Annotated in this window: 21 protein-coding genes, 1 tRNA gene and 1 pseudogene; 12 read left to right on the forward strand and 11 right to left on the reverse strand. The window is 61.6% G+C overall.

All coding sequences use genetic code 11. The annotated features are described in order from the left end of the window. Position 1 precedes the first annotated feature (1 nt). Positions 2–802: an SDR family oxidoreductase gene (locus ASD02_RS26485; RefSeq protein ID WP_025428064.1), complete on the reverse strand. Its 801-nt coding sequence runs from the start codon at positions 800–802 to the stop codon at positions 2–4. Next, positions 799–1,230, reverse strand: a complete 432-nt coding sequence (locus tag ASD02_RS26490) for an acyltransferase (RefSeq protein ID WP_239637559.1) — start codon at positions 1,228–1,230, stop codon at positions 799–801. Before ASD02_RS26490 ends, ASD02_RS26485 begins: the two co-directional genes overlap by 4 nt. 234 nt (positions 1,231–1,464) lie before the next feature. Here ASD02_RS26490 and rfbC point away from each other — a divergent pair, with 234 nt between their 5' ends. Further along, positions 1,465–1,998, forward strand: coding sequence for a dTDP-4-dehydrorhamnose 3,5-epimerase (rfbC, locus tag ASD02_RS26495; protein ID WP_025428062.1), 534 nt, complete (start codon positions 1,465–1,467; stop codon positions 1,996–1,998). An 89-nt stretch (positions 1,999–2,087) separates the two neighbouring features. Beyond that, on the forward strand, positions 2,088–3,800 hold the full coding sequence (locus tag ASD02_RS26500) for an adenylate/guanylate cyclase domain-containing protein (protein ID WP_038577375.1): 1,713 nt from the start codon (positions 2,088–2,090) through the stop codon (positions 3,798–3,800). A 33-nt stretch (positions 3,801–3,833) separates the two neighbouring features. Here the strand turns inward: ASD02_RS26500 and ASD02_RS26505 are convergent, their stop codons facing one another. Beyond that, positions 3,834–4,577 (reverse strand): SDR family oxidoreductase, encoded by a 744-nt coding sequence (locus ASD02_RS26505; RefSeq protein ID WP_025428061.1) that lies wholly within the window; start codon positions 4,575–4,577, stop codon positions 3,834–3,836. A gap of 98 nt (positions 4,578–4,675) precedes the next feature. Between ASD02_RS26505 and ASD02_RS26510 the strand changes: the two genes are divergently transcribed. Continuing rightward, the gene (locus ASD02_RS26510) at positions 4,676–5,581 is read left to right on the forward strand and encodes an AraC family transcriptional regulator (protein WP_025428060.1); all 906 of its coding nucleotides are present in this window, start codon (positions 4,676–4,678) and stop codon (positions 5,579–5,581) included. Between the two features lie 111 nt (positions 5,582–5,692). On the opposite strand, the pseudogene ASD02_RS40050 reads toward ASD02_RS26510, so the two are convergent. Next, positions 5,693–5,914, reverse strand: a pseudogene (locus ASD02_RS40050) (hypothetical protein); the annotation flags it as partial. 400 nt (positions 5,915–6,314) lie between these two features. On the opposite strand from ASD02_RS40050, the gene ASD02_RS26520 reads away from it, so the two are divergent. Further along, positions 6,315–7,766 (forward strand): DUF1254 domain-containing protein, encoded by a 1,452-nt coding sequence (locus tag ASD02_RS26520; protein WP_025428058.1) that lies wholly within the window; start codon positions 6,315–6,317, stop codon positions 7,764–7,766. Positions 7,767–8,145: 379 nt separating this feature from the next. After that, a complete protein-coding gene (locus tag ASD02_RS26525) occupies positions 8,146–8,664 on the forward strand; it encodes a GNAT family N-acetyltransferase (RefSeq protein ID WP_081788909.1) in 519 nt (172 codons plus the stop codon). A gap of 290 nt (positions 8,665–8,954) precedes the next feature. Here the strand turns inward: ASD02_RS26525 and ASD02_RS26530 are convergent. From ASD02_RS26530 to xylF, 4 genes are all read right to left on the reverse strand, one after another. Next, positions 8,955–9,031: transfer RNA gene (locus ASD02_RS26530), tRNA-Arg, on the reverse strand. A gap of 394 nt (positions 9,032–9,425) precedes the next feature. Then, positions 9,426–10,211, reverse strand: a complete 786-nt coding sequence (locus ASD02_RS26540; RefSeq protein WP_025428054.1) for an ATP-binding cassette domain-containing protein — start codon at positions 10,209–10,211, stop codon at positions 9,426–9,428. A gap of 15 nt (positions 10,212–10,226) precedes the next feature. Further along, positions 10,227–11,552, reverse strand: a complete 1,326-nt coding sequence (locus ASD02_RS26545; protein WP_025428053.1) for a sugar ABC transporter permease — start codon at positions 11,550–11,552, stop codon at positions 10,227–10,229. Positions 11,553–11,892: 340 nt separating this feature from the next. Then, the gene (xylF, locus tag ASD02_RS26550) at positions 11,893–12,930 is read right to left on the reverse strand and encodes a D-xylose ABC transporter substrate-binding protein (RefSeq protein WP_025428052.1); all 1,038 of its coding nucleotides are present in this window, start codon (positions 12,928–12,930) and stop codon (positions 11,893–11,895) included. A 576-nt stretch (positions 12,931–13,506) separates the two neighbouring features. Here xylF and ASD02_RS26555 point away from each other — a divergent pair. Next, positions 13,507–14,727: an ROK family transcriptional regulator gene (locus ASD02_RS26555; protein ID WP_025428051.1), complete on the forward strand. Its 1,221-nt coding sequence runs from the start codon at positions 13,507–13,509 to the stop codon at positions 14,725–14,727. 132 nt (positions 14,728–14,859) lie between these two features. Further along, positions 14,860–17,226: an EAL domain-containing protein gene (locus tag ASD02_RS26560; protein ID WP_057221388.1), complete on the forward strand. Its 2,367-nt coding sequence runs from the start codon at positions 14,860–14,862 to the stop codon at positions 17,224–17,226. Between the two features lie 96 nt (positions 17,227–17,322). Here ASD02_RS26560 and iolG read toward each other — a convergent pair whose 3' ends face one another. Then, the gene (gene iolG, locus ASD02_RS26565; RefSeq protein WP_025428049.1) at positions 17,323–18,315 is read right to left on the reverse strand and encodes an inositol 2-dehydrogenase; all 993 of its coding nucleotides are present in this window, start codon (positions 18,313–18,315) and stop codon (positions 17,323–17,325) included. Between the two features lie 44 nt (positions 18,316–18,359). Here iolG and ASD02_RS40645 point away from each other — a divergent pair, with 44 nt between their 5' ends. Next, positions 18,360–18,926 carry a hypothetical protein gene (locus ASD02_RS40645; RefSeq protein WP_309141689.1) on the forward strand — a complete coding sequence of 189 codons (567 nt, stop codon included), beginning with the start codon at positions 18,360–18,362 and terminating at the stop codon, positions 18,924–18,926. A gap of 7 nt (positions 18,927–18,933) precedes the next feature. Here the strand turns inward: ASD02_RS40645 and ASD02_RS26575 are convergent, their stop codons facing one another. Then, positions 18,934–19,374, reverse strand: a complete 441-nt coding sequence (locus tag ASD02_RS26575) for a hypothetical protein (protein WP_025428047.1) — start codon at positions 19,372–19,374, stop codon at positions 18,934–18,936. Positions 19,375–19,469: 95 nt separating this feature from the next. Then, entirely contained in the window at positions 19,470–20,450 is a 981-nt protein-coding gene (locus ASD02_RS26580) for a LysR family transcriptional regulator (protein WP_025428046.1), read from the reverse strand. A 280-nt stretch (positions 20,451–20,730) separates the two neighbouring features. Between ASD02_RS26580 and chvE the strand changes: the two genes are divergently transcribed. The 4 genes from chvE to araD1 all read left to right on the forward strand — a co-directional run bounded on the left by chvE (position 20,731) and on the right by araD1 (position 25,808). Next, a complete protein-coding gene (gene chvE / locus ASD02_RS26585) occupies positions 20,731–21,798 on the forward strand; it encodes a multiple monosaccharide ABC transporter substrate-binding protein (protein WP_025428045.1) in 1,068 nt (355 codons plus the stop codon). Positions 21,799–21,897: 99 nt separating this feature from the next. Then, on the forward strand, positions 21,898–23,433 hold the full coding sequence (mmsA, locus tag ASD02_RS26590) for a multiple monosaccharide ABC transporter ATP-binding protein (RefSeq protein WP_025428044.1): 1,536 nt from the start codon (positions 21,898–21,900) through the stop codon (positions 23,431–23,433). Next, on the forward strand, positions 23,433–24,641 hold the full coding sequence (gene mmsB, locus ASD02_RS26595) for a multiple monosaccharide ABC transporter permease (protein ID WP_025428043.1): 1,209 nt from the start codon (positions 23,433–23,435) through the stop codon (positions 24,639–24,641). Before mmsA ends, mmsB begins: the two co-directional genes overlap by 1 nt. 171 nt (positions 24,642–24,812) lie before the next feature. Beyond that, positions 24,813–25,808 (forward strand): AraD1 family protein, encoded by a 996-nt coding sequence (araD1, locus tag ASD02_RS26600; RefSeq protein WP_025428042.1) that lies wholly within the window; start codon positions 24,813–24,815, stop codon positions 25,806–25,808. Positions 25,809–25,997 lie beyond the last annotated feature (189 nt).

Raw genomic sequence — 25,997 nt, forward strand, 5'->3', positions numbered from 1 at the left:
TTTAAGGGGCAAACGAGAGTATGTCCGCAATTCTGTCGATAACGCGCTCTGGTTTAAACGCGAACTCGGCCCGTATGCGGTCGATGTCTATCGGTGGGAATGTGATTGTCGGAGCATGGTCGGCGACGTCAACCCGGCAGCCCGTGTGGCGAGCGAGCCCAGTCACCCAGTCAGCATTGCTGGTCTGTTGACCGCTCGCCACGTTGTAGATCGTTTCCTGTCCATTTTCGGCAATTTGCGTCAAGAGTTTAACCGCGTCGTCGATCCAGATATAGTCCTTGGCCGACGCCATACTGCTCCGCAGCGTGATGTGACCGGCCGCTGCTTCCCGACAGAGATCGCCGATGAAACTCTCCGATGTGGCCGATGCCGGCCCGACGACGTTGGACAGGCGGGCGATGCGCACATTCGGCCTGCCGGACGCATTGCAGATTGCCTCACCTGAAAGCTTGGAGAGATTGTACAGATCCGATGGGTTGCCGGGGCGAACGGTCAAAGCTGCCAATTCGTCCGTGTTCGTGCTGCCGGCATAGACCCGCGTCGACGACAAATAGAGAAACGACGTGAAGTCGCAGTCTCGCAGCAGTTCGGCGGCCAAGCTGACATGCGCCTCGATCGTATCGAAAGGTCTCTGCCGAAAGTCGGCCGTAAGCCCTATGGCGTAGATCACATGCGTGCCATGGCAGGCCTCGGTCAGGCGGGCGTCGCGTGCAGGGGCGATCACTTCGTGGCCGAGTGACGTCAGATAGGTCAACAGGTGGCGCCCGACAAAGCCGCGGGCGCCGAGCAGGGTAAATCTCAAGATCGATATCCCAGGGTTCTCAATGGATTCCCGCCGGTGATCGAATAGGCCTCGACCGTGCCGCGCACGATGCTGCCTGCCGCGATCACGCAGCCCTTGCGCAGGATAGTTCCATCGAGAAGCACACAATTGGCCCCAAGCCAGACATCGTCCTCGATGACGATACCGCCTCTGCTTTCCTGGAAGCCCTGCTCACGTATCGGGCGGCTCTTGTCGCGGAATTCGTGATTGACGGGTGCAAGCGTACAATTCGCGGCGATCAAGACATTGTCGCCGATGGTGATGCCGTGACCGCTGTAGAAAACGCATCCACTGTTGATCGTGCAGTTGCGGCCGATCACGATGTCGCCACTGCCGCCGGCCGGCTTGAACTTCACGAAACTGTCGATGACCGAGTTCTCGCCGATCACGTATTTCGAACCGCGCACGGAGGCTTCCAAATCAGCCAGGTCGCTTATCCGCGCCGTGAGGTGTGCCTCGATCATTGTTCAAGCCGTTCGCTGTGCACGGCCTGCACCAGTCGCACCCTGCAGGGTCACACTACGCTTGTCCGTGCTTGCATTTCCGCGCGTCTTATGTCCTGAGAATTTGTTGGCCGTCAATATCTGCGGGCTGGAACACGACCCTTGTTCTGCCCACCGACCCGTTCCACGAGAAAGCCGATGTCGCGTTTCAATCGTATCGCCACACCTATCCCCGATCTTTTGGTCATCGAGCGTCAGCGCTTTGGCGACGAGCGCGGGTTCCTCTCGCGCTTCTTTTGCCGCGAAGAGCTTGCCGATTTCGGCGCCGATGGCACGATCGCCCAGATCAACCACACGATGACGCACCTCAAGGGCACGATCCGTGGGATGCATTTTCAGCGTGCGCCGCATGACGAGGCCAAGTTCGTGTCCTGTCTCGCCGGCTCCGTCTTCGATGTCGCCGTCGATCTGCGCCCGGGTTCGCCCACCTACCTGCAATGGCACGGCGAGGTTCTGAGCGCAGAGAACGCGCGATCGATGATGATCCCCGGTGGATTTGCGCATGGATTTCAGACGCTCTGCGAAGACTGCGAACTGATCTACCTGCATGACAAACCCTATGCGCCGGAGGCGGAGGGCGGGCTCAATGCGTTCGATCCGAAGCTGGCGATCGGCTGGCCGTTGCCTGTCGCCCAGATGTCGGCGCGCGACCAGGCATTCACCTATATATGAAGCGATTGCTAAAATAGCGTCTGCTGCCTGATCCCTTGCATTGTGCTATCCTCTCGCGCTGGCGGCCGAGTGTCGGCGAGGCGATGGAGATGCAGCGCAAGCTGGTTGCGATCATGGTGGCGGATTTCGTCGGGTCGACCGCGGCGATGGAATCCCATGAGGAAGAAGCCGTCGAATGCGTCTCTGCGTGCCTGAAGGCCGTGGGCGACACGGTCGCGCGCCATGATGGCCGGGTCTTCAACACCGCCGGCGATGCCGTGCTTGCGGAGTTCACGAGCCCGGTCAACGCCCTTCGCGCAGCCATGGAGGCGCGCAGCTCGCTTGCGGCCATCCCCGATGCCACGCCCAACCACATGCGCTTCGGGTTGCATCTTGCCGATGTGCTTGCCGTCGGCGACGACCTCAGGGGCAACGGTGTCAATCTCGCCGCCAGGCTGCAATCGAGTGCTGCCGCCGGCGAAATCGAAGTTTCCCAAGCTCTGTACGAGCAGGTGCGGCGGGTCTCGCCCTGCGCCTTCGAAGAGATCGGCGAGCGTCGCTTCAAGGGTGTCAGCGAGCCGATGCGTGTCTATCGGGTCGGGACGACGATCGACAGGCATCGGTTTCTCTCGGCGCCGACGCGCGAGGCGCCGCCGGCCGCGATGCGGCCCAATTCGGTGATCGTCACGCCCTTCGTCGCCTTCGCTGCCGGTCAAGACGACCAGTCCTTCCTGACGGAGGGGCTGACCGACGACCTCACGCTGGAGCTCGGCCGGCTGAAGAGCCTGTTCGTCAGCTCGCGGTCGGCCTCCGTGGTCCTTGCCATCCGTGATCCCGTCGAGGTGGGGAGGGCACTGGGGGTGCGCTATGTCGTTTCGGGCTCCGTGCGCAAACTGGGTAGCCTCGTGCGGCTCAACGTGTCGCTGTGCGAGACGACCCACGGGCATCTGGTCTGGTCCGACCGGATCGAGCGGCCGTTCGAGGAGCTGCTTGCCATCATCGACGAGGTGACCGCCCGCATCGCCGCAACAGTGGCAGGACGGATAGAGCAGGCGGAGCTGGTCGCCGCGCGGCTGAAGCGGCCGGACAACATGTCGGCCTACGAGTACTACCTGCTTGGCCTCGACCACCATCGCCTGATCGGTGTCGCCGATCGGCATATCGGCGAAGCCATGCACTGGTTCGAGCGCTCGATGGATGCGGATCCAACCTTCGGACGGCCGGTCGCCATGCATGTGTGCGCCTGGAGCAACCTGCCCGATTTCGACCTTTCGGCCGGCGAGCAGCAGGTCGCACACGCGCTCGATCTCGATCCTACCGACCCGGACTCCCATCGCATCATGGGTGCGATCAAGTGCATGGAAGGCGACTTCGCGGCATCGCGGCATCATCACGAGCGGGCGATAGACCTGGCGCCCAACGATGCCTACATCGCGGGCCGTTGTGCGGCTTTCTACACCTATGCGAACGAGGCGGAGCGGGCGCTCGAGCTGCTCGACCGGGCGGAGATGCTGGACCCGTTTCTACCGGTGTGGATTGTAGAGGAGCGCGTCGCCTCGCTCTATGTGCTCGGCCGGCATGACGAGCTTTTTGCCGTGGCGCGGGCGCTTCCCTATCAGACCCGGCGCACGCTGATCTATCGTATCGCCGCGCGGATGGCGCGCGGCGATATTGACCGGGCGCGCCAGTTGGTGGCGCAGATCCAGGCGCTCGATCCAAAACTGACGGCCGGCTATATCCGCACCCAGGAGTTCTTTAGGGATCGGACGATCACCGAAGCGCTTGTCGATCGCGTGCATGCCGCGGGCTTGCCATTGGCCTGATGGCGCTGTCGGCGGATGACGCCGCCCTCGGTTTCAGCTCGCGCGCGCCAAAGCCACGGCGTCGGCCCCCGCCGGGAAATGCAGCTGTTCCGACGTATCATTTGCAGCGCGCCATACCGCGTCCGCCACATCGCTCTCCGTGGTAATCAGGGCCGGGTTTGCAAAAGCGGCAAAGATCGGCTGCGCGAAGGCCGCATAGGTTTCAGGGATCAGATCTTCGATGCGCACGCCGACATTTTGCGAAAACCGCGTGCTCGGAGCGTAGCCGGGCTCGACCAGTTTGGCGCGCACGCCGAAGGCGCGAAGCTCGTGGGTAAGCGACCCGGTAAACCCCTCGATTGCCGTCTTGCTGGCGGTATAGGCGGCGGCAAGAGGCATGGCGGCGAGCGTCACGCTTGATGTCACATTGACCACGACGCCGGACCGCCTGCGGCGCAATTGCGGGATCACCGCCTGTGTCATTGCCATGACGCCGAACGTGTTGGTCTCGAAGATCTTCCGCACATGAGCCATCGGCGTTGCCTCGAAAGCCCCGACCACGCCGATACCGGCATTGTTGACGAGCGCATCAATCGGACCGCTTACCTCCAGTGCCACCGAAATGCTGTCGGGGTCGGTGACGTCAAGCTGCACGATACGCATGCGCTCCGACCGGGGCAGGATATCCTCGCGCGGCGTGCGCATGGTCGCGACCACGTTCCAGCCGTTGGCGTGAAAGAGGCGGGCGGTTTCGAGGCCGTAGCCGGACGAGCAGCCAGTGATCAATACGGTTTTCATGACAATTTCCTTGTTCGGTTCAGATGGTGTCATGATACCGAGCGAAAACCGGACGATATATAATTGAAAGTCCGTATTTGATTTGCGATAGTCCGGAAATGATCGATCCACTCTCGGAAATCATCACGCTGCTGCGACCCCGCGCAGTGTTTACGAAAAGCATCAGCGGTGCCGGCCGCTGGGGCGTGCGTTATTCCGATTTCGGTCATCCCGGCTTCTGCACCGTTCTCGAAGGTGCCTGCCGTCTGGCGGTCGACGGTCAGGACGTGCTGGCGCTTGAGGCGGGCGATTTCGTCCTGCTGCCGACAACGCCGGGCTTCACCATGTCGGGCTTCGAGCCGGTTACCCCTGAATTCATCGACCCGAAGGCAACACCTGATCCGGGCGACGAGGTTCGCCACGGCGACCTCGATGGACCGCCAAGCGTGCGGCTGCTCGGCGGCTACTTCGTCTTTGCAACGGAGGATGCGGGATTGCTGGTGTCGCTGCTGCCGGCGCAGGTGCATGTGCGCGGCGCCGAGCGACTTTCGATCCTGGTTCGGCTGTTGACAGAAGAAGCCGCCGAACAGCGCGCCGGTCGCGATCTGGTACTGGCGCGCCTGGTCGAAGTGCTGCTCATCGAGGCGCTGCGGCTGACCCAGCGGCCGGACGCTCCGCCGGGATTGTTGCGCGGGCTCGCCGATCAACGGCTGGCGGAAGCGATCAGGGTGATGCACGGCAACCCGGCGCGCTCCTGGACAGTGGCCGAGCTTGCGAAGGCGGCCGGGCTCTCTCGTTCGGCGTTCTTCGAAAGGTTCACGCGCAATGTTGGCCTGGCGCCGATGGAATACCTGCTCGCCTGGCGCATGGCGATGGCAAAGGACCTGCTGCGCAGCCACAACGCCGAAATCGCCGATGTCGCCGAACGGGTCGGCTACGGCTCGGCCAGCACCTTCAGCACCGCCTTCAGCCGGCACGTTGGACAGGCGCCGGGACGGTATGCGCGGGCGGGTGCAGAGGGGTAGTCGCTCGGCGCCAGCCGATATGCTGTGCCAATCTCCCGATGCGTATCGATAGATTTGTTCTGCCCTTGAGTGTTTTGGCTCGCTATAGCCTTGGGTGTCGTGCAGCGCGGCTCAGTGTCGGAGTAATCGGGACGGCAGAAGGGATTTGGTTTCCAACGTTACTTGGAAATCAACTCGTTGCGCGCTTCCTGGTGTCCTGCTGACCATGGCCACGATGATCTCAAAGAGTTCGTCTTGCGCCTGCTGAGCGGTGATTTCTGCTGTCGCTGCGGCATGGGACAAGGCGTCGGCGGCGCCCAGCATCGCCCAGAAGCTGGACTGCATGATACCTCTAGGCTGAAAGCGTCGGATGCCCGGTGCTTTCTCCCGCGCAGAAAGAAGATCTCGTAGAACTTTCCCACGGCGAACGCTCTGTTTTAACACCGCCATGACGCGACAGGGCAAGCCCTTTAAGGCGCAGGCGACACACATCGCGCTAACACGATGAGGGGGCTCTTTCGCGCATTCCTGAAAACGTACACGCTAACCAGTGGTCGCTGAGCCAAAGTACGCTCCACCCTCAGTCGTCCAGAGCATTCATGATACTCCGGCCCCGCAGGACGATGGGCCGCCAAGGAGGGGGCGAACGCCGTAAGTTACCGTAACGTACTTGCTACTACGGAGCTTTGCGAAAAGGCTGCCTCGGGCGGGCATCACCCACGTGAGCCGTTAAATAAAGCAACGGGAGAACACCATGAACAGGCACGTGATCGGTCTGTCCCTAGGACTAGTTTTAGGGCAGTCAGCGATGGCTCAGGCCGCGCAGCCCGCTCTTACCGAGGCAGAGGCGCACTCTATTGCCGTGGACGCCTATGTGTATTTCTACCCGCTGTTGTCCATGGACATCAGCCGAAAGACATTCACCAACGTCGAACCCGGCAAGGAATTCGGGAAGGGTCCGATGAACGTCTTCACCAACGTTCCCGAGTATCCTCCGGCGGATTTCAAGGGTGTGGTCCGCCCAAACTTCGACACGCTGTATTCCTCCGCGTGGCTCGACATGACGAAGGAGCCCGTAGTCATCAGTGCTCCGGATACCGACGGACGCTATTACCTGCTTCCGATGCTGGACATGTGGACGGATGTTTTTGCGTCGCCGGGTTGGCGGACCACGGGCACAACCGCAGGGACATTCCTTGTCACGCCGCCGGGCTGGAGACCCGACTTGCGCGACAAGTTCATTGAGGAGTTCAAGCTCCCCGAGAACACCCAGCGAATTGAAGCGCCGACGACGCATGTCTGGGTTATCGGTCGGACAAAGACCGACGGCCCGGCTGACTACGATGCCGTACACAAGATCCAAGCGGGGTACAAGGTTACGCTCCTATCGGACTGGGGCAAGTCAGCGAAGCCGGTTGAGGTTAAAATCGATCCCAGCGTCGACATGAAGACACCGCCAAAGATCCAGGTCGATACGATGGACGCTGGCAAGTATTTCGCATATGCCGCCGAACTGCTCAAGGTCGAGCCGCCCCACCTGACCGATCAACCGATCCTCGCGGAGATGAAGAAGATCGGCATCGAACCCGGCAAGAGCTTTGACATGAGCAAGCTCGATCCGACCGTACAGAAAGCCTTGGAGAGCGCGCCGCAAGTCGCCCAGAGACTGATGGAATGGAAGCTGGCGACGTTGGCGAGGGTAGAGAACGGCTGGTCGATGAATACCGATACGATGGGAGTATACGGCAACTACTATTTGAAGCGGGCCATTGTTGCGCAGCAAGGCCTTGGCGCGAATCTGCCGGAAGATGCCATCTACCCTCTCAATCTCGCCGACGAGTCAGGGCAGCCGCTCGATGGCGCGAATAAATACACGATAGCGTTCGAAAAGAATGCCATGCCGCCCGTCAACGCTTTCTGGTCGATCACGCTGTACGACGCAGCCGGATTTCAGGTTGGCAACAGCCTCGAACGTTTCGCACTCAGTAGCTGGATGCCGTTCAAAGACAACGCAGATGGCTCGCTTGATCTCTACATTCAAAACGAGTCCCCCGGTCCGGATAAGGAGGCCAACTGGCTGCCTACACCGAAGGGAGCGTTCACTCTGACGATGCGCATGTACGCTCCGAAATCCGAAGCGCTGATCGGAAAATGGAATCCGCCGCCCGTCAGGAAGGTGCAGCTTCCGGCCCTGGCTACTCAGTGAGTTTTCGAACAGCAAACCTCGGCTGGGAGACAACTCGGGCTTGAGATGTGTTTTGCCAGTGGCCGTGTGAACGGCTACTGGCAAAAACCTAGTTTGTGGCAATCCGCAACTCTTCAACCAACAGCTCGAATTTTCGGCGGTCTTCGTCTGACAACCGAAAAGCGCTGGCAGATAGTCAGCAAGACCTTTTTCGACTACAGTTGATTATAGCGTGAGCACAATCCACGAAGTTCGATGGAGCCACTGGGCAGGAAAATTTCCAAATGCCAGCGGGCGATTGCTTGAGCCCGACTCGATCCCGGCCTCCTTTTCGGCGTCCATGGAACTCGGGAAGGAGCGCCCGCTTTGCCGATGCAAAATTTGTGAGTGGGGCACAGAGGTGGAACAGAACTCGGAGATCGGCCCAGCCGGGCCTGACGACTTCCCTGCCATTCGAGCCTTGTGCAACAGCTTCATCGACTGGTGCCGGTCACGCTACGGCGAAAACGCTTGGTTCGTCGACCGCTATTACACACCAGAAGAATGGGCCGCGCTCCTGGACAGCCTGCCGAGGATCCACTCGGCTCCACATGGCGAGATCCTTGTTGCCCGCCTGAACGGAAAGGTGGTCGGTTGTGTTATGATGCAGCGGATCGATGAACACACATGCGAGATGAAGCGCATGTTCATCAGCCCCGAGGGCCGAGGCTTAGGGCTGGGCCGCCGTCTCGCCGAAAACATCGTGCGCGTGGCTGCTGAGCGGGGCTACGCGACCATGCGGCTGGATACCGGCCGCAACCACGATGAGGCGCTGAGCCTCTACCGCTCTCTCGGATTCCAGGAGATCGCGCCTTATTACGACGCACCTCCTGAACTGTGCAACCATCTCATCTTCATGGAAGCCCCTCTGGCGGGATAGCTTCTTGGCACGCCATGGCCGCAGATACCGCGTTTGTATCAACTCGGCGACAACACGAGGACAAATGGCAGCGGCTGGCGGTAACGAGCGGGCTCGCAGAGGATCGTCTTCTTGAGGGGGTGAGGATGCTCAAGGCGCGCGAGCCACGTCAGCCTGTCACGGACATACTGGCTGGGCAGTTCATGACGTCTTCGGCGGAAATACGGCCCTGGGCAACTGATAGAAGGAAAACGTCCGGTCGGCGGCGGGCGCGGACCTAGCACCATCATTGTTCTGGAATGGTGGAAAGATGGCGCACCCGACAGGATTCGAACCTGTGACCTTTGGAATCGGAATCCAACACTCTATCCAGCTGAGCTACGGGTGCATCCGTTTGCAGCAAGGCCGCCGAAGCGGACTGTGAGCGGTTCATAGCTTAGCTTGCGCGTCGCTTCAATGGTGAAATGACGGAGTTCGCAGGGGAATTTGCGAGCGGCTCACAAATTGATGCGGAAGCCAGCCGATGGTCGAGCTTTGGAATGGGCCTGATGTGGCTGCCGGGCGGGGCGGGACAAGCTGTGCCCTTTGTGTCAGGCATGGCGGTGCGGGTGAGGGGAAAGGTCGGGCATGCAGAATGGATCAGTGGGGATGTCGAGGTGGTCTGCACCGGAGTCGAACATGACTCGTAAAGCGAGCTGAAGCCCTTGAAGCTTGCTACTCGGTTCCGCTTAAACCGATGAAACACATGGCCCGGCGATTGCCGGGCCATGTGGCGTCGTTGGTTAGGCGGTCTGCATGGCGCCGGGGCCGGGGATCGCCTTGGGCGGGACCTTGCCCATGATGATCATGCCGAGCACCTCGTCCTTGGTCACATCCTCTGTGCGGGCCTGGCCGACGACCTGGCCGTTCTTCATCACCGAGACGCGGTCGGCGAGGTCGAAGACGTCGTGGATGTCGTGGCTGATCAGGAAGATGCCGATGCCTTCGCGCTTCAGCTGCTTGATCAGCTCGCCGACCTGGGCGGTTTCCTGGGGCCCGAGGGCTGCCGTCGGTTCGTCCATGATCAGGATGCGGGCGTCGAACAGGATCGCGCGGGCGATCGCCACCGACTGCCGCTGGCCGCCCGAAAGCGCCTTCACCGGTTCCTTGAAGCGCTGGAAGTTGGGGTTGAGACGCCCCATGACTTCGCGGGCCTTGGCCTCCATCGCCACGTCGTCGAGCGTGCCCCAGGGGGTGCGCAGCTCGCGGCCGAGATAGAGGTTGGCGGCCGCATCGACGTTATCGGCGACGGCAAGCGTCTGATAGATCGTCTCAATGCCGTATTTCTTGGCGTCGCGCGGGTTGCTGATGTCGGCGGCTTCGCCATTGATCAGGATCTCGCCGCCGTCGCGCTTGTAGGCGCCCGACAGGATCTTGATCAGCGTCGACTTGCCGGCGCCGTTGTGGCCGAGAAGCGCCACGACCTCGCCGGGGTAGAGGTCGACGGAAGCGTTGTCGACCGCATGGATGCCGCCGAAGGAGATGGAAATGTTCTTCATTTCCACGAGCGGAGTGCGTTGGTCTTTCATTGGTCGGACTCCTTCTTACTTGGCACGGGCGCGGTAGATCGTGTCGAGCCAGACGGCGACGACAAGAACCACGCCGACGACGATGCGCTGGAACGGCGAGTCGATCCCCAAGAGCACCATGCCCGACTGCAGCGATTGCATGACGAGTGCGCCGATCATCGCGCCGGCGATCGTGCCGACGCCGCCGGCAAGCGACGTGCCGCCGATGACCGCGGCTGCGATCGTGTAGAGCTCGTCGAGCTCGCCTTGCGCGTTAGTTGCGGCGTTGAGGCGGGCCGTCGAGATCGCCGCGGCGATGGCGCAGAGCACGCCCATCAGCATGAAGATCTTGACGGTGACCCAGCGGGTCTTGATCCCCGCCAGTTCGGCTGCCTCAGGATTGCCCCCGAGCGCAAAGACATAGCGGCCGAAGCGCAGGCGAGTGGCGATGAATGTCATGACGATGCCGACGGCGATGGCGACCAGCACGGGGATGGCGATACCGTGCGAGATGAGCAAGCCGCCGTCCGGCCAGGCGATGCCGTTGGCGTCGGCATATTTGCGAGCAATGTTGACCGGCCAGTAATAGTGGTTGGCGATCGCCACCGCGCCCATCACCAGGATGCAGCCGAGGATGCCGAGGAAATATTCGGCCCAGACCGGGCGCAGCGGAAAGCCGAAGCGCTTGCGCTGCTTGCGCGAGTTGAGGATGGCCCCGACGATGGCGATACAGGCGATGATGCCGACAATCCAGCTGGCTGTCGCCCCGATGGACCCCTCGGTGCCACCGCCCATCAGGCGGAAGGTGGAATTCATCGGTGCAACAGTCTGGCCGCTGGTGACGAACCAGGTGGCACCGCGCCAGACGAGCAGGCCGCCGAGCGTGACGATGAAGGCCGGCACGTTGAGGAAGGCGATGATCGAGCCCTGGAGCGCGCCGATCGCGGCGCCGACGGCGATGCCGCAGGCAAGCGTGATGATCCAGATGGCGGGATGCTCGAGCCCGAGATATTGCGGCAGGACCTTGACCTGCATGACCGCCATGATCATGCCGCAGAAGCCAAGCACGGAGCCGACCGACAGATCGATGTTGCGGGTGACGATGATCAGTACCATGCCGGTCGCCATCACGGCGACGGACGAGGTTTGAACCGTCAGGTTCCAAAGGTTTCTCGGCGTCAGAAACAGGCCGCCGGTCATGATCTCGAAGCCGAGCCAGATGATGGCCAGCGCGCCGACCATGCCGAGCAAGCGGGTATCGATCTCGGTGGCGCGGAAGAAGCGCTTCACCGGGTTCTCGTCCGCGTTGCGGGCACGGTTGGCCTGGCTCTGTGTCTGATTGCCTTGTGTGATGTCGGCCATGGACGTGCCTTCCCCCCACTTTCTGTTGATGTCACCGCATCCGCCGGCGCCAAAGACCGGAATGGGACGCGACAAGTCTGATGATGAAGACAGTTGTCGAGCGCTTCTCTCGTTCGTGCCAACGCGTGCCTGAAGGTCTTACAGCGCCGCGTGTGAAATATGACGCGCTAAGGACGCTGTAAAACTTCAAGCATGCTTCATGATCCTCTCCTCAGATCGCTTCCGATTTAAGGGATCATGCAGCGGGCATTGTCCGCCCCGGTCACACCTTGCGCAAGCGCCGCAACGGGTTGCGTTGCGGCGCTTGTCGAAGGTTAGAGCTCAACTCTGTCCGGGCGGCTTATTTGCACGCAGCGACGTCGCCCTTGACGCCCTGGCAAGCTTCGTCCTTGGAGATCCAGCCGGCGTCGATGACGACGTTGAGGTTCTCCTTGGTGATCGGAAGCGGTGCGAGGAAGACCGACTGCATGGCGACGCCCTTGGGGCCGCCATTGAAGGCCGTCACGCCGGCGATTTCTTCCATCTTCTTGCCGCTCGCCAGTTCGGCGGCGATTTCGGCTGCGCGCTTGCCGAGTTCACGCGAGTCCTTCCAGACCGAAACGGTCTGGGTGCCGAGGGCGACGCGGTTGAGGGCTGCCTTGTCGGCGTCCTGGCCGGAGACCGGAACGGAGCCGGCGAGGCCCTGGGCATCGAGGGCTGCAATCGCACCGCCAGCGGTGCCGTCGTTGGAAGCGACGACCGCGTCGACCTTGTTGTCGTTTGCGGTCAGGAACTGCTCCATGTTCTTTTGGGCATTTTCCGGCTTCCATCCGTCGGTGTAGGCTTCACCGACGCTCTTGATCTTGCCGGCGTCGACAGCTTCCTTCAGCACTTCCATCTGTCCGGAGAACAGGAAGTCGGCGTTCGGGTCGGCAGACGAGCCCTTGATGAAGACATAGTTGCCTTCCGGCTTGACCTTGAACACTTCGCGAGCCTGCATGCGGCCCACTTCCTTGTTGTCGAAGGTGATGTAGAAGGCGGCCGGATTTTCGATCAGGCGGTCGTAGCCGACAACCGGAATGCCTTCGGCGGCAGCCTTTTCGATGGCCGGGCCGATGGCGTCGCTATCCTGTGCAAGCACGATCAGAGCGTTGGCACCCTGGGCGATCAGCGACTCGACGTCGGTCAGCTGCTTGGCAGCGGAAGACTGGGCGTCAGCGGAAATGTACTTGTCGCCGGATGCCTCAAGTGCTGCCTTGATGGCGGCTTCGTCGGTTTTCCAACGCTCTTCCTGGAAGTTCGACCAGGAAACGCCGACCACCAGATCCTTGGCGATGGCTGCGGAATGCATCGACGCGATGATGGCAGCCCCTGCCATCAGCTTCAAAACGGATTTCATTTCATCCTCCCGAGTGGCGGCCGGCTGAGCGTGCGAACCTCCCGCACCATCCTCGACCAGCCTTGCAACGCTGTCGAAATGCCACCGTAAACATCGTCCGGTTTTATTTTCTCGACAGTCGAGAAAATGAATGTCAGAGAATCCACGGCCTGTCAACACGGCCGACCCGGTTGCGTATGGACTGCCGATGCGCCGGTTTCCTGGGCTCGTCACCGGGGGTGCGGTGAGGGTCCGGGTGAAACGGACGCAGGCGGGAAGGGGATTGTTGTGTCATTTCAACAGTTCCGGCCGCCAAGCTCGGGTCGGGTGCCGCGTGATTTGCCGGCGATCCCGCTCGGTCTTGATCAATGGCCGTGCGTTTCAGCTCTGATGACAGCCTTCTCGCTCAGCGCCGAGCAAGTTCATTGCCACTCATCGCTGCCGGAAAGGGTCTGTGGATTATTTCTCGACAGTCGAGAAAATCAATGGCAGAGATTGACGAGGTGTCGACAAGGCGATCAGTGCCTTGCCTCGCCGTGCAACAGATGCTTTGGGAGGGCATGTGTTCGAAGGACCCGCCACCGGCAAGGACGTATGATGCTGACCAAGTCCAGCACTGAGCTCGTGCGTCAGCAGAACAGTGCGCTGGTCCTTGCCGCGCTCCGGCGCGCCCGCAATCTCTCGCATACCGAAATTTCCGCCGCAACCGGGCTCGCCTCGGCGACGGTGTCGGCGATCACGGCCGAGCTCGAGCGCGCCGGAGTGATCGCCAAGGCGGAACAGCATGTGCAGGGCGGACGAGGGCGCCCGCGCGTCCTGTTCACGCCACGTCGCGACTGCGGTTACATCGTCGTCGTGCGTATCTCTTCGGATGTGGTGCAGTATTCGCTGACCGACTATGGCGGCACGCTGCTCGACCGCTTCGAGGAGGGCCGCAATCACGACCAGCGCGGCACGGACGCGTTTGCGCGCACCTTCGTCGAGGCGCTGGAGCGCCTGCTGCAGCGCTCGCGCCTGACGCGCGACCGCGTGCTGGCCATCTCCATCAGCAGCAAGGGGCTGGTCGACGCCGATACGGACGCGGCACGGCTGCTCTGGTCTCCGGTGTTCGGCAGCGAGCAGCTCGACTTTGCCGCGTTGCTTGCGCCGGAATGGCGAGCGAGGGTGATGCTCAACAATGAGACCCTGCTGGTGGCACAGGCGCTGGCGGCCGAAGCGGAGCGCGCGCCGGACGGCGGATTTCGATCGCTTGCCGCCATCTCGCTCGGCCACAGCATCGGCCTCGGCGTTGCCCGCAAGGGCAGGTTCGGCGAGATCGACGTGACGGCGCCGAATTTCGGCCACATGCTGCATGCGCCATCGGCCGGACTGTGCCGTTGCGGCGCCTATGGCTGCATCGAAGCGGCTGCCGGTTTCTACGGCATTCTGCGGGCCGCCTTCGAAGTGCCGGCCGACACGATCCCGGCGAAATTCGTGCCAATTGCCGAAATGGACAAGATCGCAGCGAGTGCGCGCCAGGGGCATCGCATGGCCGGCTATGCCTTTCGCCAAGCTGGCATCGCGCTCGGCAACGGCGTCTCGCGCATGCTCAGTCTTTACGAGCGTATGCCGATCTACGTTACCGGCCCCGGCACGCGCTACTTCGATCTCTTGCGCGGCGGGTTGGAGGAGGGCGTATCCCAGTCACTCCAGCTCAGGCTTCAGGGCGCGCCCGAGATATCGGTCGTGCTCGACGAACAGCGGCTCGTGTTCGACGGCCATCTCGAGCGTGCTCTGGGCAAGATCGACAGCGAGATTGCTACGGCCGGATCGCACTAAGGAACAGCCGCTTTGGCGAGACGGGCGAGGCAACCATTTTTGGGGTTGTATCAAGGGCGAACAAACCAGCTAATACAATTTACAGTTATTTAGCAACTCCTTGTCAATGTGACATTGACGCGGGAGACGATGATGTTTTCAGTGATTGCATGCATACGCGATGATCACGATTGGCGTCTGGTGCTGGTGGCGGCCGTGGTTTGCCTGGCCGGTTGCGTCGCAACCATGCTGTTGCTGCTGCGTGCCCAGCGAAGCGAAGGCAGTCAGCGCGGTCTTTGGACCGCCGTCAGTGGTTTTGCCTGCGGCATCGGCGTCTGGTCCACTCATTTCATTGCCATGCTCGCCTATGATGGCGGGATGACGGTTTCCTATGGCGCCTGGGGGACGACGCTTTCGATCGTTCTCGCGATCGCGGCCGCCTGGGTTGCTTTCACGGTCGGGCTTGGCGCTCGCTCGCACTACGCCCTTGCATCTAGCGGTGTCATCCTGGGCGGCGGCATTGCCGCCATGCACTTTACCGGCATGCAGGCGCTCGAGATGCCGGGACACATTGTCTACGATGCAAGGTTCACGGTTTTCGGCATCGTCGCCGGCACCCTGCTGGCGATGGCAGCGCTGCATGCGTTTCATGTGCTGCGCAACGCCCGCAGGCTTGTCGTCTCGACGCTGCTGCTCGTCGTTGCCATCTGCGTCCTGCACTTCACCTCGATGAGTGGCATCACGCTGGTACCGGCGCCGGATATTCCGGCAGCCGATACCATCCATCCGGCCTGGCTTGCCGGCGGGGTCATTGCTGCCTCGACCATGCTGATCATCCTGGCCTTCGGCGCGCTGTTCGTCGATCGGCATCTGACCGACCTGCGCGGGCTTGCCAATGCATCGCTGGAAGGCATGGCCATCGTGCATGAAGGCCGCATCATCGACACCAACGAGCGTTTTGCGCGCCTGACGGGATGGAAGGTTTCGGAGCTCACCGGCCGAGAACCGGCGGAGGTTTTCGCCTTCGGTGAGGAAGGGCTGCAGAGCCATCATCGCGGCGACGGCCCCGGCGAAATCGATCTGATCAATGTGGCCGGCCAGTCCGTGCCGGTCGAGTTCATGTGCCGGACGGTCGAGTATCGCGGCCGCGAATGCGAGGTGATCTTCGTGCGCGACCTCAGCGCGCGCAAGGAAGCCGAGCGCACTATCGAGCATCTGGCCCACCACGATGTGCTGACCGATCTTCCCAATCGTGGTTTCTTCGACCGGCGCCTGGCCCAGGTCATGACGGTGGCGGCGGCGAAGAACGAGCAGCTTGCCATCCTTTGCCTCGACCTCGACCGCTTCAAGGCCGTCAACGACATTTTCGGCCATGGCGAGGGGGACCGCATCCTCATGAAGGTCGCCGACATCCTGCGCAAGGCGGTCGGCGAGGGGGATACCGTCGCCCGGCTGGGCGGCGACGAGTTTGCCATTCTTCAGGTGGGTGGCGAACAGCCCGACGCGGCGCGTCACCTGTCGGACCGCATCCTGACTTATTTTGCCGCCGAGATGGATACGAACCGCGATCCGACCGCCGTCGGCGTCAGCATCGGTGCTGCGATCTACCCTGCTGATGGCGACACGGCTGACCGGCTGCGCAACAATGCCGACACCGCTCTCTACCGCGCCAAACAATCGGGCAAGGGGATCGCCTGCTTCTTCGACACGGAAATGGACGAGACCGTGCGCACGCGACGGCAGATCGAAAACGACCTGCGCCATGCCGTGCTTCGCCGGCAGCTCTTCCTTGAATATCAACCGCTTGTCGATCTGCGCGGCGATCGGATCCTGGGCTACGAGGCGCTCTTGCGCTGGATGCATCCGGAGCGTGGCCTCATCAGCCCCGATGTCTTCATCCCGATCGCCGAGCAAAGCGGTTCGATCATCCAGATCGGCGAATGGGTGCTGGAGCAGGCCTGCAGGGAGGCGGCGAAATGGAACGAGCCTCTACCGGTTTCGGTCAATATCTCGCCGGTGCAGTTCCTGCTTCCCAATCTTTTCGATCAGATCTTTGGTATCCTGCGGCGAACGGGGCTGGAGCCGCGCCGGTTGGAGCTGGAGATCACCGAGGCGGCCCTTCTGCACAATCGCGAAGACGTTCTCGCCACCCTCGGACGACTGAGGATACATGGGGTGCGCATCGTCATGGATGATTTCGGCACCGGGCATTCCTCGCTCAGCAACCTGCAGACGTTCCCGTTCGACAAGCTGAAGATCGATTGCAGCTTCACTGCCGTGATCGACAAGGACCCTTCGGCGCACGCGATCGTCAGGGCGATCATTGCGCTTGGCAACAGCCTCAACCTGCCTGTCGTAACCGAAGGCGTGGAAACGGAGCGGCAAAGGCAGATCCTGGTCGACGAGGGTTGCCTCCAGGTTCAGGGCTTTCTCACTGGCAGGCCCGGCGTTGCCCCGAGCACCGGGCAGGAGGAGCAGTCAGGCGGATGGGAGAATGCGCCATTGCGCGCGGACGGCTGAGGCAATGAACTGAAACACGAAACGGCCGGGCGTGTCGCGCCCGGCCGTTTGTCTTTGCCAAACGGAAACCCGCTTCGCACTTTTCCTCGAAATGCTTTACGCGACGCTGATCTGGCGCTTTTCGATGACCGACTTCACGGCTGCGTCGGCAAGCGCGAGCGCTGCCAGGCCATCCTTGCCCGACGGGGTGATTTCCGTGCCCTTTTCGATCGCGGAGATGAAGCTCTCGATCTCGTTGGCATAGGCTTCGGTGTAGCGGGTCATGAAGAAATCGTGCAGCGGCGGGCGGGTGTAGCCTTCGCCATTGGCGATCTCGATCGACACCGGGCGCTGGTTTTCCGCCGAGACGACACCCTGGGAGCCGTGAACCTCGATGCGCTGGTCGTAGCCGTAGGTGGCGCGGCGCGAGTTGGAGATGATCGCCTGTTTGCCGGAGGCGGTCTGCAGGATGACGGACACACTGTCGTAGTCGCCGGCTTCGCCGATTGCCTTGTCGACGAGGACGGCGGCGGTCGCCGTTACCGATACGGGCTCTTCGCCGAGCAGGAAGCGCGCCATGTCGAAGTCATGGATCGTCATGTCGCGGAAGATTCCGCCCGAGCGCTTGATGTAGTCGACCGGCGGCGCGCCGGGATCGCGCGAGGTGATCGTCACCATCTCGACGTCGCCGATCTTGCCGGCGTCGATTGCCTGCTTGACGGCCATGAAATGCGGGTCGAAGCGGCGGTTGAAGCCGACCATCAGCTTGCCCTTGGTCTCGGCCACCACCTTCATGCAGGCCCGCACGCGATCGACATCGAGATCGATGGGCTTTTCGCAGAAGATCGCCTTGCCGGCGCGGGCGAAACGCTCGATCAGGTCGGCATGGGTATCGGTCGGCGTGCAGATGACAACGGCGTCGATATCGGCCGATTTTTCGATTGCCTCGATGGTGCGGACCTCGCAGCCATAGGCCTTGGCGATGGCATCGGCGGCGGCCGGAAAGGCGTCGGCCACGGCGACGAGCACGGCATCGGGATTGCCGCTGACGGCCTTTGCGTGAACCTTGCCGATGCGTCCGGCGCCCAGAAGACCAAATCTCACTGTCATCTCTGTCTCTCTCGAAATCCGGTCCTCGACCGGGAAGGTGCGTGATGATCGGCGCTCATCGCGCAAAGGCGCCGCGGAGGGGCAATTCCGCGATTGGGTTGCAAGGTGGTTGTCAGCGATGGTGCCCGAGCGGATGCCGCGCGCTTTCCTCTCCCTTGCCCGACCGTTTCTTCCGTGCGGGCGTCCGGCGCCATCTGTTCGGAATGAAATGGTCGAAGAAAACAATTTCGGAATTTTTATTCTATTTTCATGGTGCCCGTCAAGGGCGTGATGCGGTCGCGGGCTTGCGGCGGCCGGTGGATTTCCCCTACAAGACATCCGTTGCCGATCACGAGCGCAAGCACCCAGAGGACAGGATGATCAAACTCATCGACCCGGACCACGCCTTTTACCGTCCCTTGTGGCGGCGGGTTTTGATCTTTTTAGTCTGCGCCGGCTGGGCGGCGCTCGAATTCTATCACGACCAGCCGTTCTTCAGCATCATCGCTCTGGCGATCGCCGCCTATGTCGGGTCCTCTCTGCTGCTGTTTTACAAGCCGACAGACAAGACTGCCGGTGCTGAGGGCTCGGCGTCAAAAGACGAGACGCCCAAGGCTGACAACGACGCGTGAGCGGCGGTCAGGCCGCCTGCAATTGGCGCGACGCCTCGTCGATGAGCATGTTGGCGAGTTTCATCCGGACCGTCGCATTGGCGCGGTAGTCCTGCGGCAGGCGATCGGGATGATTGGCGGCGGCGAAGCTTCGCCGCTTGGCAGCGAGCGTCGTCAATGTCTCCCCTTCACCAAGGTCAAGTTCCTCGGCGACTTCGGCAAGGCTGATGCGGTTGAGAAATTCCGGCATCGGCTCTATCGGCGGCGGCTCGACGAAGGACGCATCGAAATAGGCTCGCTCGACGGCGCTGCGCGCAGCAGACGCGCTGTCGGCGCCGCCGGCGACGAACGTGGTTGCGAACAGAGGCGTGCGCGACGTCGCGAAAACCTCCGCATTGGCGGTCTCTTCCTCGTCTTCTTCCGTCTTCAGCCGCTCGAGCACGGACTGAAACACCGACATTCCGAACATGCAGCCTCCGCTATCCCGGCGCAAAATGCCGGATGGAGATTATCCCAGGCTGATCAACTTGATCATGCCCAGGCTGATCAACCAATGCTGGCTGATCATGCTCGTCCCTGTTTGAGAATGAGGTCGTAGAGCAGCTTGGCGCTCGGCGGCAGCGCGCGTCCCTCGGCGGTGATCAACCCATAGGGCTTGATGCGGATCGGGATCTCGGTTTTGAGGATGCGGATCTCGCCGGCCGGCGTGCCGTTGTCGGCGATCAGGTTGGCGACATCGAGCGCCACCGGCGCAATCGCATTGGTGTTGCGCACGATCGACAGCGTCAGGATGATCGACGAGGTGTTGATGACGGTCGCCGGTAGGCGCACACCCGCGGACATGAAGCTGTCTTCGACGGCGCGGCGCAGCAGCGTTCCCGGCGGCTGGAACACCCAGTCGTAGGCGGGCAGATCTTCGGCGCCGGCAATGGGCTTGTCGAGCAGCGGATGGCCGTCGCGCACGATCAGGCAGACCTCCTCGTAGCCGATCTCGACCATGTTGAAGAGCCGCGGGCTGAGATCGTCTGGGATGCGTCCGACGACGAAGTCGTGGCGGGCGGCGAGCAGCTCGCGCGTCAGCACATTGCTGTTTTCGATCTGGATGTTGATCTCGATGCCGGGATAGGCGGTGATGACCTGGCGGATTGCCGGAACGGCGAGGTTGAGCGCCGGCCCGGTCACCGAGCCGATCGACACCGAGCCGCCGCTGCCGGTCTTCAGTTCGCTGATCTCGCGCGAGGCCTCCCGCAGTTCCAGAAAGATCGTGCGCGCCCGCCGCGCCAACGCCTGGCCGTAGCGGGTCAGTTCTACGCCGCGTGCCACTCGCTCGCAGATCGGCGCCTTCAGGATCGTCTCGATCTCCGCCAGCATGCGCGAGGCGGCGGGCTGGGAGATGCCGAGCGTCTCGGCGGCCGCACTGATGCGACGATGATCGTCGATCGCCAGGATCAGCCGGAGGTGATTGATCTTCAGCCCTGAGCGAAAGAGCCCGCTGTCGAACTGTTCGGCGGCAATCCCTGTCGTGCCGGGCTTTCCTTCTTTCATCATCGTGGGCAATCCAGTTTTCAGGATGTTTCAAAAATCACACTGTTTTCGAGTAGTATATCAATATTGGTATGGTAGCAAAGCGATATTGTATTTGACAGTTATGGCTTTTGATTCCAGTTTTTCCCCATGTGCCAGTGCATGTGGGAGCATGCGGGCGGGGAGGACTTCCTTCACCTGGATCCACCGCCGGAGACGCGATCTCCGGGCCGGTGGATCGCTGCGCATAGGACGGGGAGGCTGCGGGCCTGCCGGCTTCAACACTTTTGGGAGAGACCAGATGAAATTGATTACTTCGCTTCTCGCAGCGGCCGCGATCTCCGTCGCGTCGTTTGCTGCGCCCGCCTTCGCACAGGACAAAGGCACGGTTGGCATTTCCATGCCGACGAAGACCTCGACCCGCTGGATCTCCGATGGCGAGACCATGGAGAAGCTGTTCAAGGAAGCCGGTTACACGCCGGACCTGCAGTTTGCCGACGATGATATTCCGAACCAGCTCGCCCAGATCGAAAACATGGTGACCAAGGGTGCCAAGGTTCTCGTCATCGGCGCCATCGACGGCACGACGCTTTCCGACATCCTGCAGAAGGCCCATGACGCCGGCGTCAAGGTCATCGCTTACGACCGTCTGATCCGCGATTCGGGCAATGTCGACTACTACGCCACCTTCGACAACTTCCAGGTCGGCGTGCAGCAGGCAACGTCGCTGGTGCAGGGCCTGAAGCTCGACGGCGCGACCGAGCCGAAGAACGTCGAACTCTTCGGCGGTTCGCCTGACGATAACAACGCCTTCTTCTTCTACGACGGTGCGATGTCGGTCCTGCAGCCGCTGATCGACAGCAACAAGATCGTCGTCAAGTCCGGCCAGAAGGGCATGGACCAGGTCGGCACGCTGCGCTGGGATGGTGCCGTTGCCCAGGCCCGCATGGAAAACCTGCTGTCCTCCAACTACACCGATGCCAAGGTCGATGGCGTTCTGTCGCCCTACGACGGCCTGTCCATCGGCATCATCTCGGCGCTGAAGGGCGTCGGCTATGGTTCCGGCGACATGGCGATGCCTGCCGTTACCGGTCAGGACGCCGAACTGCCTTCGGTCAAGTCGATCCTTGCCGGCGAACAGTATTCGTCGATCTTCAAGGACACGCGCGAACTCGCCAAGGTCACGGTCGGCATGGTCAATGCGATCATGGAAGGCAAGGAGCCGGAAGTGAACGACACCAAGACCTATGACAACGGCGTCAAGGTCGTTCCGTCCTACCTGCTGAAGCCGGTCGCGGTCGACAAGTCCAACATCAAGGATGTGCTGGTCTCCTCCGGTTACTACACCGAAGATCAGATCAACAACTGATAGGATGACGCACCTGAGGGTCCGCGATCCATCGCGGACCCTTTTATCCCGGTGAGGGAGCCTGTACTCTCTTGCCGACTGCCGCTGGAATGACTGAACATGGACAATATCATTCTCGAAATGCGTGGCATCACCAAGACGTTTCCGGGCGTCAAGGCGCTGGACAATGTCAGCTTCAAGGTTCGCGAAGGTGAGATCCACGCTCTGGTCGGTGAAAACGGTGCCGGCAAATCGACGCTGATGAAGGTACTGAGCGGCGTCTATCCCGCCGGCACCTATGACGGCGAGATCTACTACGACGGCGAGCCTCGCCGCTTCTCGACCATCTCTGACAGCGAACATCTCGGCATCATCATCATCCACCAGGAACTGGCGCTGGTTCCGCTGCTGTCGATCGCCGAAAACATCTTTCTCGGCAACGAGATCGCCACCAATGGGGTGATCCATTGGCCGCAGACCTTTGCCCGCACGCAGGAACTTCTGAAAAAGGTGGGCCTGAGCGAGCCGCCCGCCACGCTGATCACTGACATCGGCGTCGGCAAGCAGCAGCTGGTCGAGATCGCCAAGGCGCTGTCGAAGAAGGTGCGGCTGCTGATCCTCGACGAACCGACCGCCTCGCTCAACGAAAACGATTCTGACGCGCTCTTGAAGCTCTTGATGGAGTTTCGCGCGCAGGGCATGACTTCGATCATCATTTCGCACAAGCTGAACGAGATCCGCAAGGTCGCCGACCAGATCACCATCCTGCGCGACGGCGGAACCGTTGAAACGCTCGACTGTCAGACCGAGGATATCGGCGAAGACCGGATCATCAAGGGCATGGTCGGTCGTGCGATGGAAGATCGTTACCCGCCGCGCGAGCCCAAGATCGGCGAGACGCTCTTGGAAGTGAAGAACTGGAACGTCTTCCACCAGCATCACCGCGACCGGCAGTTCCTGCACGACGTCAATTTTACCGTGCGCGCCGGCGAAGTCGTCGGCATCGCCGGCCTGATGGGGGCGGGGCGAACCGAAACGGCGATGAGCATCTTCGGCAAGTCCTGGGGGCACAAGATCACCGGCGACGTCCTGATGCGCGGCAAGCCGGTCGACGTCAGCACCATCCCCCGCGCCATCGACGCTGGTCTCGCCTATGTCACCGAAGACCGCAAGCAACTGGGTCTCGTGCTGATCAACAACATCAAGGAGAACACCACGCTCTCCAACCTGAAGGCGGTGGCGTCCAACGGCGTCATCGACGATCGCAAGGAGGTCAAGGTCGCCTCCGACTATCGTTCGAAGCTGCGCATCCGCTCGCACTCGATCTATCAGGAAACGGTCAATCTTTCCGGCGGCAATCAGCAGAAGGTGGTGCTGTCGAAGTGGCTGTTCACCAATCCGGAAGTCCTCATCCTCGACGAGCCGACACGCGGTATCGATATCGGCGCGAAGTATGAGATCTACACCATCATCAACCAGCTTGCAGCCGAGGGCAAAGGCATCGTGATGATTTCATCGGAGATGCCGGAACTGCTTGGAACCTGCGACCGCATCTACGTCATGAACGAGGGCCGCATCGTCGCCGAGCTTTCAAAGGCCGAAGCGAGCCAGGAATCCATCATGCGTGCCATCATGCGTTCAGGGGAGAAACACTAATGGTCGCCGATACGAGCACCCAACCGAACAAACCCTCGATCGGGGACTATCTCAAGAACAACATCCGCGAATACGGCCTCCTGGTCGCGCTCGTGGTCATCATGCTGTTCTTCCAGTTCGTCACCAACGGCGTGCTGTTCCGCCCGGTCAACATCACCAACCTGGTGCTGCAGAACTCGTTCATCGTCATCATGGCGCTGGGCATGCTGCTGATCATCGTCGCCGGACACATCGACCTTTCGGTCGGCTCGATCGTCGCCTTCATCGGGGCGATATCGGCGATCATGCTGGTCAAGTGGGGCCTGCCGGCCTTCGTCGTCATTCCTGCCTGTCTTGTTGTCGGCGGCATCATGGGGGCGGCGCAGGGTTACTGGGTCGCCTATCAGAAGATCCCGTCCTTCATCGTCACGCTTGCCGGCATGCTGGTCTTCCGCGGGCTCACCTACGTGGTGCTCGGCGGCCGGCCGATCGGTCCGTTCCCGAAGGAGTTTCAGCTGCTTTCGACAGGCTTCGTTCCGGATTTCCTCTACTTCCTCAATCCGAGGCCCGACCTCATCCAGAACATGGTGGCGCTGGTGGCGGTGCTGGCACTCGTCGGCTACGCCATCTATGCGGGCGTGCGCAATCGCCGGGTCAACGAGCAGCACGGTAGCGAAAACGAGCCCTTCGTCTTCTTCGCCATCCAGATGGCGGTCATCGCCGTCGTTGCGCTGTTCATCGGCTATCAGCTTTCGACCTATCGCGGCCTGCCCAACGTGCTGATTGCCATGGGCGTGCTGATCGCGCTCTATACCTTCGTCACCACGCGCTCGACGATCGGCCGTCGCATCTATGCCATGGGCGGCAACGTCAAGGCGGCGAAGCTCTCCGGCATCAACACCGAGCGGCTGACGTTCTACACCTTCATCAACATGGGTGTTCTGGCCGCACTTGCCGGCATGATCATCACCGCCCGCCTCAACTCGGCAACGCCGAAGGCCGGCCAAGGCTTTGAACTCGACGTGATTGCGGCCTGCTTCATCGGCGGCGCCTCAGCGTCCGGCGGCGTCGGCAAGATCATCGGCGCGGTGATCGGGGCCTTCATCATGGGCGTGATGAACAATGGCATGTCGATCATGGGCATCGGCATCGACTACCAGCAGCTGATCAAGGGTCTGGTGCTGCTCGCTGCCGTCTTCTTCGACGTCTACAACAAGAACAAGGGCTGACCAGCGACCGAACGGCCCGGATCGAACCAGTACCATTGAACGGGCAGCTCCGGCTGCCGGGAGTGACAGCCCGGACTGTCAGGATTGGGTGGCGAGAGCCACCCGAGGGGCCGCGGTTTGCCTGAGATCAGGCGCGAGCAAGGCCCGAACGATGCAAGGAAGGACAGGATCGTGCTGATTTCTCAGATCAGGAACGAAGACGGATCGACAACGGTCGCGGTACGCGCGCCGGGCGAGGTTGCCCGCGCAGTCAACGGCGCGGCGAGCGTCTATGCACTGGCGATGGACGCGGCCAATGCCGGGCGTAGCCTCAAGGACACGATCGAGGCAAAGGGTCTTGGTGCTGCCGTCGATCTCGAAAAGGCCTATGCCGAAGGCCGTCTTCTGCCGCCGATCACCCACCCCGACCCCGCGCACCTGCATCTGACCGGAACGGGGCTGACGCATCTTGGTTCAGCCGCGACCCGCGACGCCATGCACAAAAAGACGACCGAGGCGGCGGAGGAGACGCTGACCGACTCGATGAAGATGTTCCGCATGGGCCTTGAAGGCGGCAAGCCGCAACCGGGCGAAACCGGCGTGCAGCCGGAATGGTTCTACAAGGGTAACGGCACCTCCGCCGTCGCGCCCGGTTCGGCGCTCGTCTCTCCGGCCTTTGCCGAAGACGGTGGGGAGGAGCCGGAGATGGCCGGCATCTACGTGATCTCTGACAAGGGCATGCCGTTCCGTATCGGCTTTGCCGTCGCCAACGAGTTTTCCGATCACAAGACCGAGCGGGTCAACTATCTCTGGCTCGCGCATTCGAAGCTGCGCCAGGCGAGCTTCGGGCCGGAAATCCGCGTCGGCGCAGCACCCGACGATATCAGAGGCACCTCGCGTATCCTGCGGAGCGGCAAGGTTCTGTGGGAAAAGCCGTTCCTATCGGGCGAAGCCAACATGTCGCACAGCTTTGCCAACCTCGAGCATCACCATTTCAAATATGGCCTGTTCCGCCAGCCGGGGGACATCCACGTCCACATGTTCGGCACGGCGACGCTCTCCTTCGGCGATGGTATCCGCACGGAAGAGGGGGATGTCTTCGAGATCGAGGCTGCCGAATTCGGCCTTCCCTTGCGCAATCCGCTCGCAATCGCCGCCGCCGAACCGGTCGCCATACATCAGCTCTGACATATGCGGTATGCCAGTGGCAGGCCGCGACAGGCGCGGTTGCCCGCGAAAAGTAGATGAAGGAGGCTGAGGCCCATGACATTGCACCAAAACCTGATTGCCGGCGAATGGGTTGGCGGTGATGGCGTTGCCAATATCAATCCGTCCGACACCAACGACGTGATCGGGGAATATGCCCGCGCCTCGGCC

This window comes from Ensifer sp. Root1252 (genome assembly GCF_001425885.1).
In the GTDB taxonomy this organism is placed as follows: domain Bacteria; phylum Pseudomonadota; class Alphaproteobacteria; order Rhizobiales; family Rhizobiaceae; genus Ensifer; species Ensifer canadensis.